The 12,683-nt window shown below is 62.0% G+C and carries 6 protein-coding genes and 2 tRNA genes; 6 read left to right on the top strand and 2 right to left on the bottom strand.

Annotation, left to right across the window (positions count from 1 at the left end; genetic code table 11):
- Nucleotides 1–56 precede the first annotated feature (56 nt).
- From ACMFWR_RS09870 to ACMFWR_RS09860, 3 genes are all read left to right on the top strand, one after another.
- Nucleotides 57–143 (top strand) — tRNA-Leu (locus tag ACMFWR_RS09870).
- A 357-nt stretch (nt 144–500) separates the two neighbouring features.
- A tRNA-Leu gene (locus ACMFWR_RS09865) sits at nt 501–587 on the top strand.
- A 624-nt stretch (nt 588–1,211) separates the two neighbouring features.
- Entirely contained in the window at nt 1,212–2,327 is a 1,116-nt protein-coding gene (locus ACMFWR_RS09860; RefSeq protein ID WP_413191497.1) for an alpha/beta fold hydrolase, read from the top strand.
- Here ACMFWR_RS09860 and ACMFWR_RS09855 read toward each other — a convergent pair.
- Nucleotides 2,248–2,796: a glutathione peroxidase gene (locus ACMFWR_RS09855; protein WP_413191496.1), complete on the bottom strand. Its 549-nt coding sequence runs from the start codon at nt 2,794–2,796 to the stop codon at nt 2,248–2,250. The genes ACMFWR_RS09860 and ACMFWR_RS09855 overlap by 80 nt on opposite strands.
- Before the next feature lie 201 nt (nt 2,797–2,997).
- Nucleotides 2,998–8,883 (bottom strand): excinuclease ABC subunit UvrA, encoded by a 5,886-nt coding sequence (gene uvrA / locus ACMFWR_RS09850; RefSeq protein ID WP_413191495.1) that lies wholly within the window; start codon nt 8,881–8,883, stop codon nt 2,998–3,000.
- Between the two features lie 338 nt (nt 8,884–9,221).
- Here uvrA and prfB point away from each other — a divergent pair.
- The 3 genes from prfB (at nt 9,222) to ACMFWR_RS09835 (ending at nt 12,679) form a co-directional block, all read left to right on the top strand.
- Nucleotides 9,222–10,326 (top strand): peptide chain release factor 2 gene (gene prfB, locus ACMFWR_RS09845; protein WP_413191494.1). Its coding sequence is split into 2 segments (ribosomal slippage): nt 9,222–9,302 and nt 9,304–10,326, totalling 1,104 coding nucleotides; the frame shifts between segments, so codons are not numbered across the junction.
- A 99-nt stretch (nt 10,327–10,425) separates the two neighbouring features.
- A complete protein-coding gene (lysS, locus tag ACMFWR_RS09840; RefSeq protein WP_413191493.1) occupies nt 10,426–11,955 on the top strand; it encodes a lysine--tRNA ligase in 1,530 nt (509 codons plus the stop codon).
- A gap of 253 nt (nt 11,956–12,208) precedes the next feature.
- Entirely contained in the window at nt 12,209–12,679 is a 471-nt protein-coding gene (locus ACMFWR_RS09835) for a MarR family winged helix-turn-helix transcriptional regulator (protein ID WP_413191492.1), read from the top strand.
- Nucleotides 12,680–12,683 lie beyond the last annotated feature (4 nt).

Below are 12,683 nucleotides of genomic sequence, written 5' to 3'. Positions count from 1 at the left end.
AGAAGCCCGGAATAATCGCTGCTTCGCTGTTCGAGAAACAGCAAGCAGTAAGCAGTGCCCAGATGGCGGAATTGGTAGACGCACTAGGTTCAGGTCCTAGCGGTGGCAACACTGTGGAGGTTCGAGTCCTCTTCTGGGCACCAATATATGAAAGCCTGTGATCGCAAGATCACAGGCTTTTTCATTTTCCGCCCAGAAAGGAAAGCCCTGAGGGCTTTCCGTGGGGACTCGAAAGGCCTTGCTTGCAAGCAAGGCCGGGGTCGCGCTCGTGTGACCGAGTCCTCTTCTGGGCACCAAGATTCGGAACGCCGTGATCGCAAGATCACGGCGTTTTTCGTTGGTCGGTTGAGTCGTGTTGTTGTGGTTGTTTCGTGAAGTCTTCGAAGTCTTAAGAGACGTTGTTGAGCGCGGTTTATGTGTGTCGGCATCAAGTCCGAATTAATGATTGACACATATGAAGACGCCGCTACAATGGCGGCCTTGCTTAAGACAGCAAGCAAGCCCAGATGGCGGAATTGGTAGACGCACTAGGTTCAGGTCCTAGCGGTGGCAACACTGTGGAGGTTCGAGTCCTCTTCTGGGCACCAATTTAAAAGCCGTGATCGCAAGATCACGGCTTTTTTCATTATTCGGCCCAGAAAGTAACGTGCCTGCGCACGTTACGCGAGGACTCGAAAGACTTTGCTTGCAAGCAAAGTCGGGGTCGCGCTCGCGTGACCGAGTCCTCTTCTGGGCACCAATATATGAAAGCCTGTGATCGCAAGATCACAGGCTTTTTCATTTTTCCGCCCAGAAAGGAAAGCCCTGAGGGCTTTCCGTGGGGACTCGAAAGGCCTTGCTTGCAAGCAAGGCCGGGGTCGCGCTCGTGTGACCGAGTCCTCTTCTGGGCACCAATTTAAAGGTCGTGATCGCAAGATCACGACCTTTTTCATTATTCCGCCCAGAAAGTAACGTGCCTGCGCACGTTACGTGGGGACTCGAAAGGCTTTGCTTGCAAGCAAAGCCGGGGTCGCGCCCGTGTGACCGAGTCCTCTTCTGGGCACCAATACAAAAGCCTGTGATCGCGAGATCACAGGCTTTTTTCATTGCAAGTGTCCCCGGGTCTGTTACGTATCGTCGTGGGGATACAAGCGTCGGTCTGCACAACGTCATAGAATCTTCCGCAGGGCCCGATGACATGAACGGGCCTTTCCACCCATGGGTAGCCGACGATGACCGACAACGGCGCGAAGGACGTGCAGTTCCGCTGCAGGGACAGCTATGTCCTGCAAGGGCATCTGTGGTCGAGCGCCGAATCCGCGCACGCGGCTGTCGTCATCGTCAATCCCGCAACCGGCGTGCTCGCCCGGTATTACCACCACCTCGCACGATTCCTTGTGCGACACGGTTTCGATGTCATCACCTACGACTATCGGGGCATTGGACGTTCACGCCCTGCTCGGCTTCGCGGCTCGGGCATCCAATGGCGCGACTGGGGAGAACTCGATTTCGATGCAGTGATCCGGTGGTCATGCGAGCACTTTCCTGACTCGCAACACCTTGTGATCGGCCACAGCATTGGCGGTTTTCTTCCGGGCATGGCGGAATCAGCCACCGCGATCGATCGCATGCTGACGGTCGGTGCGCAGTACGCGTACTTTCGTGATTACGCGCCGCGACATCGCGCGCGGCAACTCGTCAAATGGCACGTCGTGATGCCCATCCTGACCTTGTTATGTGGCCGCTTTCCCGGCCGCAAACTGGGCTGGCTCGAAGATCTGCCCGCGGGGGTCGCCAACGAGTGGGCGTTCCGGGGCGCCGATATGGAGTCGAGCTATCCGTCACGCGATCGCGAGCCGATGCTCGCGCGCTTCGCCGCGGTGAGTGCGCCGATCACGGCGCTTGCCACACGCGACGACGACTTCGCGACGCTCGCGGCCATGCGCCGGACCACGCGTTACTACCGGTCCAGCGATCGCACGATCGCAATCCTCGACCCCGACGAACTGGGTTACACGGAGATCGGGCACTTCGGGCTTTTTCACTCACGCCACGAGAATGATTTCTGGCAAGGTCTGCTGCAGTGGCTGCAGACCGGCGCGCATCCATGGCCGTCGAAGATCGTCGAACGCGCGCCCGCCGAAGCTAACAGTGCGGAACATCCTGCATCCGCATCCGGCGTTCACGCATCCGGCACATTAGATACATCGGGCACTTCGATGCGCCCGATGTCAGCCCCGGAGAAGCCCGACCCGGACTCAGCCGAGATCAGTGCTTCGCCAGTTCCGCGTCGATCGCAGCCAGCAGAGCCGGCGAGTCCGCCGGCGTGTCAGGCGAGAAGCGATTGACGACCGTGCCGTCGCGGCCAATCAGGAATTTCTCAAAGTTCCAGAGCACATCCGGAACTGCGTTCGTTTCGATGCCGTGACCCGAGAGGCGCTCGCGGAACGGGCCGTCGCCCGTCGCGTTCGGGAACGTCGTCGTCAACGACTTGTAAAGCGGGTGTTGATCGTCCCCGACCACCGACACCTTCGAGAACATCGGGAACGTCACGTCAAACGTCGACGTGCAGAACGCCTTGATCTCTTCGTTGCTGCCCGGCTCCTGGCCTTTGAAGTTGTTGGCCGGAAAACCCAGAATCTCAAGGCCTTGGGCCTGCTTGTCCCGGTACAGGGCTTCGAGCCCGTCGTACTGCGGCGTCAATCCGCACTTCGACGCCACATTGACGACGAGCAGCACCTTGCCCTTGTACTGCCCGAGCGTTTGCGGCGCGCCGTCGATGGATTGGACCGGAATGTCGTACAGCGTCTCGCTCATGGGATGTCTCGCGCATGGAAGTTAGGGGAGCGCGCGGCGCACTATCGAGCCCACTATCGGACCCGACACCGAGCCGCGCGAACGCAGTCTGCCACGAAGACGTGACGGTTGCTCGAACCCGCTACGATGCGCGCCCGGTTCACAGCGGTCTGCTGCGGGCTATCGACATCCCGCGCAGGTCCCGGAGTTCACGCCATCTCCCTACGCTTCGGTCTGCGCCTCGCTCTGCGCAGCCGACTCGTCGCCGAACGACGGTGTCCCGCGTGCGAGCACGGGCCCCAGCGCCATGCCCGTATGGCTCACGGGCAACGTCACCAGGCGCTCGGGCGTCGTCGCCGCGACGATCGTGCCGCCCTGCACTCCGCCCTCCGGCCCGAGGTCCAGAATCCAGTCGGCCTCCGCAATCACATCGAGATCGTGCTCGATGACCAGCACGCTGTGTCCGCCGTTGACCAGCCGGTGCAGCACCTTGATCAGGCGTGCGACGTCCGCCATATGCAGGCCCACCGTCGGCTCGTCGAGCACGTAGAACGTATGCGGCGCCTTTTGACCACGGCGGCCGATATCGTCACGCACCTTCGAGAGTTCCGATACGAGCTTGATGCGCTGCGCTTCGCCGCCGGACAAGGTCGGCGACGGCTGTCCAAGCGTCAGGTAGCCCAGCCCGACATCCTTCATCAACTGCAGCGGATGCGCGATCTGCGTGACGGCCGAGAAGAACTCGACCGCTTCGTCGATCTCCATCGTCAGCACTTCGCCGATATTCTTGCCGCGCCACGTGACCGCCAGCGTTTCGGGATTGAAGCGCTGGCCATGGCACACGTCGCAAGGCACTTTGACGTCAGGCAGGAAGCTCATGCCGATCGTGCGCACACCCTGCCCCTCGCAAGCGGGGCAACGTCCGTCGCCGGTATTGAACGAGAAGCGCGACGCGGTATAGCCGCGCGCCTTCGCTTCGAGCGTTTCGGCGAACATCTTGCGGATCGTGTCCCACACGCCGATATACGTCGCCGGGCACGAGCGCGGCGTCTTGCCGATCGGTGTCTGATCGACTTCGAGCACACGATCGATCGCCTCGAACCCTGAAATCGAACTGCAACCGTGCCACGCATACTTGACGTCGAACTTGGGGCGCGGCGCAGTGCGCGCGAGCACGCTCGACTTGCGCGACGCCTTGGGTTGCTCGACTTGAGCGGCCGCCCTCGCACGACGCGTCGCAGGCGACGACAACACCGAACGTCCGACGGCATCGAGCAGATTGGTCATCAACACATCGCGTGCAAGTGTCGACTTGCCCGATCCGCTGACGCCGGTGATCGCCACGAGGCGCGCCAACGGCAGGGTCGCCGTGACGTTGCGCAGATTGTGCAGCGTCGCGTCGTGCACGGTCAGCCACTGCTCGGGCACCGCCGCTTCGCGTGCACGAGCCGCCCTGACCTCACGCCTTGGCTGCAAGGGATGCAGTTGCGGATGCGCGAGGAAGCGGCCTGTCAACGAGTCTTCGTGCGCAGCAAGATCCGAAACGCCGCCTTCGGCAACGAGATGACCCCCACGCTTGCCGGCCCCGGGACCGATATCGATGATGTGATCCGCGCGGCGGATCGTGTCTTCGTCATGCTCGACGACCACGAGCGTGTTGCCCTTGTCGCCCAGCTTGCGCAAGGCATTGAGCAGGATCTGGTTGTCGCGCGGGTGCAGGCCGATCGTCGGTTCGTCGAGCACATAGCACACGCCCTGCAAGTTGCTGCCGAGCTGCGCGGCAAGACGGATACGCTGGGCTTCACCCCCCGACAGCGTGGGTGCGGCGCGATCGAGCGTCAGATAGCCGAGCCCGACTTCTTCAAGGAACTCGAGCCGTCCGCGAATTTCGCTGACCACGTCGCGTGCGATATCGGCTTCACGCCCTTGCAAGGCGAGGCCCTGAATCCACTCGCGCGTATCCGTCACGGTCCACTGCGCCACCAACGCGATCGACTGTTCATCGAAGGTCACCGCGCGAGCCACCGGGTTCAGGCGCGTGCCTTCGCAATCCGGGCACGGCTCGCTGCCCACGCCTTCGGGCTCCTGCTCCTCGGACGGAATCGTCTGCTCGCGCCCGCGTTCGTCGCCCGCCAGCAGCGTGTCGTCGAACGCCGCGCGCTGCTCGCGTGTGAGCTTGAGGCCCGTGCCGACGCAGGTCGTGCACCAGCCATGCTTGCTGTTGTACGAGAACATGCGCGGATCGAGTTCGGGATAGCTCGTGCCGCAGACCGAACAGGCGCGCTTGGTAGAAAACACCTTCGTCGCGCCGACGCTCGCCGTGCCTTGCTTGCCGTTCATCGCGGCGCCCAGATCATCGAGCGGCGCGAGCACATGCATGATCCCCTTGCCGACCTCGAGCGTCTGCGCGAGCAAGGCACGCAGTTGCGCTTCGTTCTCGGCGGAGACCACAAGGTCACCCACCGGCAATTCGATCGTGTGCTCCTTGAACCGGTCGAGACGCGGCCACGGATCGACCGGCAGGAATTCGCCATCCACGCGCAGATGCGAGTTGCCTCGCGCCTTGGCCCATTTCGCCAGATCGGTATAGACGCCCTTTCGATTGACCACCAGCGGCGCGAGCAGGCCGATATGCTGACCCTTGTAGTCACGCAACAGCTGCGCGGCGATCGATTCGGGACTCTGCGAAGATACGGCCGTGCCGTCGTGAATGCAGTGCTGGATCCCGAGCTTCACATAGAGCAGGCGCAAGAAGTGCCAGACCTCGGTCGTCGTGGCAACGGTACTCTTGCGTCCGCCGCGCGACAGACGCTGCTCGATGGCCACCGTTGGCGGAATACCGAACACCGCGTCGACTTCCGGTCGCCCCGCGGGCTGGACAATCGACCGCGCGTAAGCGTTGAGTGACTCGAGATACCGCCGCTGACCTTCGTGAAACAGAATATCGAACGCGAGGGTCGATTTGCCCGAGCCCGAAACGCCGGTCACGACATTGAACTTGCCGTGCGGGATATCGACATCGAGCGCCTTGAGGTTGTGCTCGCGCGCGTTGACGATACGCACGACGTCTTCGCCTTCAAGTTCGCGCCGCGCTTTTTGCGAAGCCTTGATCGCCGATTGAAGCGGCAGCCCATGACCCGCATCGCCACCGGACAGCACCGCGCGGTCGTAGTCGAGCAGCGCTTGTCCGGTGTGCGACTGCGCGCAAGCCCGGACATCGTCGGGCGATCCGACGCACAAGACCTCACCACCGCCTTCGCCGCCTTCGGGTCCGAGGTCGATCAGCCAGTCGGCGGAGCGAATCACGTCGAGATTGTGCTCAATCACGATCAACGAATGGCCGCCATCGAGCAGCTTGCGAAACGCGCGCATCAGCTTGGCAATATCATCGAAGTGCAGACCGGTCGTCGGCTCGTCGAACATGAACAGCCGGCCCTTGCGTGCGCCGCGACGCGCACCCACCGCACCCTCGGCAGCCGTTTCCGCAAGAAAGCCTGCGAGCTTGAGCCGCTGTGCCTCGCCACCCGACAGCGTCGGAACGGGCTGGCCGAGCTTCACATACTCGAGTCCCACATCGACGATCGGTTGCAGCACGCGCAAGACTTCAGGGTCGTCGCGGAACAACGACGTCGCTTCCGATACCGTCAGCTCAAGGACATCGGCGACGTTGAGTTCCCGCACGACGCCATCCTGCATCGCGCGTTCGATGCGAATCTCGAGAATTTCGGGGCGATAGCGCGTGCCATCGCAATCCGGGCATCGCAGATAAACGTCGCTCAGGAACTGCATCTCGACGTGCTCGAAGCCCGAGCCTCCGCATGTCGGGCAGCGTCCGTCTCCGGCGTTGAAACTGAACACGCCGGGGCCGTAGCCGCGCTGAAGGGCCAGCGGCGCCTTGGCGAACAGCTTGCGGATTTCGTCGAACGCACCCACGTAGCTCGCGGGGTTCGAACGCGCCGTCTTGCCGATCGGCGACTGATCGACAAAGATGACATCGGCCACTTCGTCGGCGCCCGACAACGAATCGAACGCGCCGGGTGCCTCGGTCGGTTTGCCGAAATGTCGCGCAAGCGCCGGGTGCAACACGTCCTGCAACAGCGTCGACTTGCCGGAGCCCGACACGCCTGTCACGCACACGAGGCGTTGCAACGGAATCTCAACCGTCACGTTGCGCAGATTGTGTTCGCGCGCGCCCTTGAGCGTGATCTTCGGCGTGCCCGACTCGACCGGTCGCGCGACCCAGTTCGACGCGTCGGCGACGTGCTTGCGTGCACCCAGGTAGGCGCCGGTCAGCGTATCCGCCTCGCGAATCGCACCCGGCGTGCCGTCGAATACGATCGTGCCGCCCTTCTCGCCCGGTCCGGGCCCCATGTCGATCAGGCGGTCTGCCGCGAGCATGACCGCCGGGTCGTGCTCGACAACCACCAGCGTATTGCCCGCGTCGCGCAGCCGATGCATGGCCTCGACGATCCGGTTCATATCGCGCGGATGAAGCCCGATGCTGGGTTCGTCGAGCACGAACAGCGTCTTGACGAGCGACGTGCCGAGTGCCGTCGTCAGGTTGATCCGTTGTACTTCGCCACCCGACAACGTGCGGCTCTGGCGATCGAGCGTGAGGTAGCCAAGTCCGACGTCGCACAGATACTTAAGCCGCGTGCGGACTTCGCCGAGCAGCAGCTTGAGTGCGTCATCGAGCAGCGTGCTCGGCAGTGTGAGTCGATCGAAGAACGCACGGATGCGGTCGATCGGCATCAACATGAGATCGTGAACGGTCAACCCGGGCAACGATTCAAGCTGCGCGCGCGTCCATTCGACGCCACGCGGCATAAAACGCGATTCAGCCGGCAGCACCGCCGCGGCGTCGTCGGCCGTGCCGAGACGCCACAACATCGGCTCGGTTTTCAGGCGCGCACCACCGCATGCCTCGCACGTTGTGTAGCTCCGGTACTTCGAGAGCAGCACGCGGATATGCATTTTGTAGGCCTTCGACTCGAGGTAGTCGAAGAACCGCCGCACGCCGTACCACTTGCGGTTCCAGTCGCCATTCCAGTCGGGCGCGCCGTTGATGACCCACTTGCGATGCTCATCGCTCATCTCCGCCCACGGCGTGTCGCGCGGAATGCCCGCGGCCGCCGCGTACTTCATCAGGTCGTCCTGCTGCTCTTTCCAGGCGGGCGTCTGAATCGTCTTGATCGCGCCCTGACGCAGCGTCTTACGCTCATCCGGGATTACCAACCCCAGATCGATGCCGATCACGCGTCCAAAACCCCGGCACGTCTCGCAAGCGCCGTAGGCCGAATTGAACGAGAACAACGCCGGTTGCGGGTCGGCGTAACGAATGTCGCTGTCCGGATTGTGCAACCCGGTCGAGAAGCGCCAGATCGCGGGTTCGCCTTCCTCGGCGAGCACGTACACATTCACGCGGCCAGTGCCGCGCTTGAGCGCGGCTTCGATGGCTTCAACGACGCGGACCTTTTCCGTGTTCTGAATCCGGAAGCGATCGGCCACGACATCGAGCAGCTTGCGCTTGCCTTCGGCCGTCGCGATTTCACGCTGGGCCTGCACACGCGTATAACCGCTCGCCGACAGCCATTGCTGCACTTCGTCGTCCGTCGTCGTATCGGGCAACTCCACCGGGAACGTCACGACCAGCCGCGGATCGTTGTCGCGCGTGCGCGCCATAAGTTCGGCGTAGATGGTCTCGGGCGAGTCGTGACGGACCGGCTGGGCGTTCTTGCGATCGAACAGCTGCGCCGCGCGCGCGTAGAGCAGTTTCAGGTGATCGTTCAGTTCGGTCATCGTCCCGACCGTCGAGCGCGAGCTGCGCACCGGATTAGTCTGGTCGATCGCAATCGCGGGCGGGACGCCGTCGACCCGGTCGACGGCCGGACGGTCCATCCGGTCGAGGAACTGACGTGCGTACGCGCTGAACGTCTCGACATAACGACGCTGCCCCTCGGCATACAGCGTGTCGAACACGAGACTCGACTTGCCCGAACCCGATGGCCCGGTCACCACGGTCAACTCGCCGGTGTGCACGTCGACGTCGAGATTCTTGAGGTTGTGCTGACGCGCACCGCGGATACGAATAGCGTTATTCGAAGGCAATTGAACCAACCTTGTCAGTAGATAAGCGAGCGGATGAAGCGCCGCGGCGGTTGCCGCGATCTGCCACCAACAGCCGGCGCGGGGCCGATCACAAAAGCCTTCGACCGTCATACGCCGGGTGCCACTCGCACGATGACGGCATTGTACTGTGCATCCATACAGTAGTGCACCTCTGCCGTCAGGCCAAAAGCGTATCCTGTTGCCGGATTTTCCGCTGGCACCCAGGTGGGCAAGGCCGAAGGCAGTGCAACCGCGCCCGCGCAGATCGACCTCGGCAAACGGGCTTGGGGCTGCTTCAATCGTCTATAATTCTCGTTTTTTCCGGAACAGATTGCGACATGGAAGCCGAACGCCTCAATACGCTCGAAGCGTCAATCAACGACCTGCGCCGTCGCGCGGTCGAACTTCGGGGGTATCTTTGACTACGACGTCAAAGATGCGCGCCTGAACGAAGTCAATAAAGAACTCGAAGACCCCAAGATCTGGGACGATTCGCAGCGCGCGCAGGCACTCGGCAAGGAAAAGAAGCTGCTGGATGGCGTCGTGATGTCGCTGCGCTCACTCGATGAGGACCTGCGCAACGCCGCCGACCTCTTCGAACTCGCTCGCGAAGAAGACGACGAAGACACGCTCGTCGCGGTCGAAGCCGACGTGCAAGGCATCGAGTCGCGTGCGGCCGATATGGAATTCCGCCGGATGTTCTCGAACCCGGCCGATCCGAACAACGCATTTATCGATATCCAGGCTGGCGCGGGCGGCACTGAAGCGCAGGACTGGGCGTCGATGCTGCTGCGTCAATACCTGCGCTATTGCGAACGCAAGGGTTTCAAATCGGAAATCCTCGAACAGTCCGACGGCGAAGTCGCGGGCATCAAGAGCGCGACGATCAAGATCGAAGGCGAATACGCCTACGGCTTCCTGCGCAGCGAAACCGGTGTGCACCGTCTCGTGCGCAAGTCGCCGTTCGACTCGTCGGGCGGGCGGCATACGTCGTTCTCGTCGGTGTTCGTCTACCCCGAGATCGACGATTCGATCGAAGTCGACGTCAACCCGGCCGATCTGCGTATCGATACGTACCGCGCATCGGGCGCCGGCGGTCAGCACATCAACAAGACCGATTCGGCCGTGCGGATCACGCACATCCCGAGCGGCATCGTCGTGCAATGCCAGAACGACCGCTCGCAGCACCGTAACCGCGCGGAAGCGATGGCCATGCTGAAGTCGCGCCTTTACGAAGCCGAGATGCGCAAGCGTCAGGCCGAACAAGACCGGCTCGAGTCGAGCAAGACCGATGTGGGCTGGGGTCACCAGATCCGTTCGTACGTGCTCGACCAGAGCCGGATCAAGGATCTGCGCACGAACGTCGAAATCAGCAACACGCGCTCGGTGCTCGACGGCGATCTCGACGAGTTCATCAGCGCGAGCCTTAAACAGGGCGTCTGACAAAAAGGCGTCTGACCTTTGAGGGCGGCGCTCAGGCGCCGCCCGCGGCATCACCCCCACCGACACCAGACTGCGTCTTCGCGACGCGACACCGTGACCATGACCGACCAGAACACCACCCCGGCCGCCGAAGTGCAGCGCGACGACAATCAGATCATTGCGGAGCGTCGCGAGAAACTTCAGGCGATCCGCGAGCGCGGCGTCGCGTTCCCCAACGACTTCCGGCCGACGCATCACGCGGCAAATCTGCAAACGACCTACGCCGACACCGACAAGGAAGCCCTCGAGGCATCGCCGCTCGAAGTCGCGCTGGCGGGACGCATGATGCTCAAGCGCGTGATGGGCAAGGCGAGCTTCGCGACGGTCAAGGACGGTTCGGGCCAGATCCAGTTCTTCATCACGCCGGCGGACGTGGGTGAAGCGGCTTACGACGCGTTCAAGAAGTGGGACCTCGGCGACATCGTCGCCGCGCGCGGCGTGCTGTTCCGGACGAACAAGGGCGAGCTGTCGGTGCGCTGCACCGAGCTGCGTCTGCTGTCGAAGTCGCTGCGTCCGCTGCCCGACAAGTTCCATGGCCTGTCGGATCAGGAAACGCGCTATCGCCAGCGGTATGTCGACCTGATCGTGACGCCCGAAGCCCGCGATACGTTCATCGCGCGGACCAAGGCCATCTCGTCGATCCGCCGCTTTATGGCGGATGCGAGCTTCCTCGAAGTCGAAACGCCGATGCTGCACCCGATTCCGGGCGGCGCGGCAGCCAAGCCGTTCACCACGCATCACAACGCACTCGATATGCAGATGTTCCTGCGCATCGCGCCGGAGCTGTATCTGAAGCGGCTGGTGGTCGGCGGCTTCGAACGCGTCTTCGAAATCAATCGCAATTTCCGTAACGAAGGCGTGTCGCCGCGACACAACCCCGAGTTCACGATGATGGAGTTCTACGCGGCCTACACCGACTACCGGTGGCTGATGGACTTCACCGAAAGCCTGATTCGCCAGGCGGCCAGCGATGCGCTGGGCAGCGCGACGATCACGTACCAGGGTCGCGAGCTCGATCTGGCCAAGCCGTTCCATCGTCTGACGATCTGCGAAGCGATCCAGAAGTACGCGCCGGACTACACGGACGCACAGCTCGCCGACGTGGCATTCCTGAAGACCGAGCTCAAGAAGTTCGGCGTCAATACGAATGACGCGGCCTTCCTGAATGCCGGTGTGGGTTCGCTCCAGCTCGCCCTGTTCGAAGAGACGGCCGAGTCGCAACTGTGGGAGCCGACGTTCATCATCGACTATCCGATCGAGGTATCGCCGCTCGCGCGCGCCTCCGACACGCAACCCGGCATCACCGAACGCTTCGAACTGTTCATTACGGGCCGCGAAATCGCGAACGGCTTCTCCGAGCTCAACGATCCGGAAGACCAGGCCGCACGCTTCAAGAAGCAGGTCGAACAAAAGGATGCAGGCGACGAGGAAGCGATGTACTTCGACGCCGACTATATCCGCGCGCTCGAATACGGTATGCCCCCGACGGGCGGCTGCGGTATCGGCATCGATCGTCTGGTCATGCTCCTGACCGACAGCGCAAGCATTCGCGACGTGATCCTCTTCCCGCATCTGCGAAAGGAAGATTAAGAAGAAAGGTTTATGCGGTTGAGATTTATGCGATTAAACGTTCGCATAAAGAACATATTGATAAAGCAAGCAATAATTAATTGCTAACACAACGAAATATTGACGAAATGCCGCGAGTGAAATCGCGGCATTTTTATTTGTGCATCAAGACCTTAGTAGTGTGTAGGCACAATAAGCACATTTTGGCAATTACGAGTGACTTTCAGGGTTTCCGCTAGATGTCGCAGTGCGGCACATCCATATAATGGATTGCATGAAACTACACGAACAACGCTTCGGCTTTCTCGTGACGGACGTCGGTCGACTCGTCGGTAAGCTGTTCGACCAACGCGCCAAGCACGTGCTTAGCCTGACCTGCGCTCAGTGCCGGGTCCTCTCCTATCTCGCGAATAACGACGGGATCAATCAGGCCACGCTCGCCGATCTGCTCGATGTGACGCCGATCGCGATCGCACGCTTGCTCGACCGGATGGCTGAAGGTGGCTGGATCGAACGCACCGATCACCCGACCGACCGCCGAGCTCACCAATTACGTCTGACCGCGAAGGCGTATGCGACGCTCGACGCCGCGCATCACGTCGGCGACGGCGTGCGCGACGAAGCGCTCGCAGGTCTGACGGAAGACGAAGTGACGCAGCTGATGCGTTTGCTTCGCAAGGTTCGCGGCAATCTCAGCGATCGCCTCGACGCAATCGATCCCCCCGTCCAGAACCAGGCTGCCTGATCGA

This window comes from Pararobbsia alpina (assembly GCF_965118125.1).
Taxonomy (GTDB): Bacteria; Pseudomonadota; Gammaproteobacteria; order Burkholderiales; family Burkholderiaceae; genus Pararobbsia; species Pararobbsia alpina_A.
Note: the sequence above shows the minus strand (reverse complement) of the source record. Positions and strands in the feature narration are given on the sequence as shown.

Coding starts and splice junctions, on each gene's coding strand:
- ACMFWR_RS09860 (WP_413191497.1), top strand. CDS start 1,212: ATGACCGACAACGGCGCGAAGGACGTGCAGTTCCGCTGCAGGGACAGC.
- ACMFWR_RS09855 (WP_413191496.1), bottom strand. CDS start 2,796: ATGAGCGAGACGCTGTACGACATTCCGGTCCAATCCATCGACGGCGCG.
- lysS (WP_413191493.1), top strand. CDS start 10,426: ATGACCGACCAGAACACCACCCCGGCCGCCGAAGTGCAGCGCGACGAC.
- ACMFWR_RS09835 (WP_413191492.1), top strand. CDS start 12,209: ATGAAACTACACGAACAACGCTTCGGCTTTCTCGTGACGGACGTCGGT.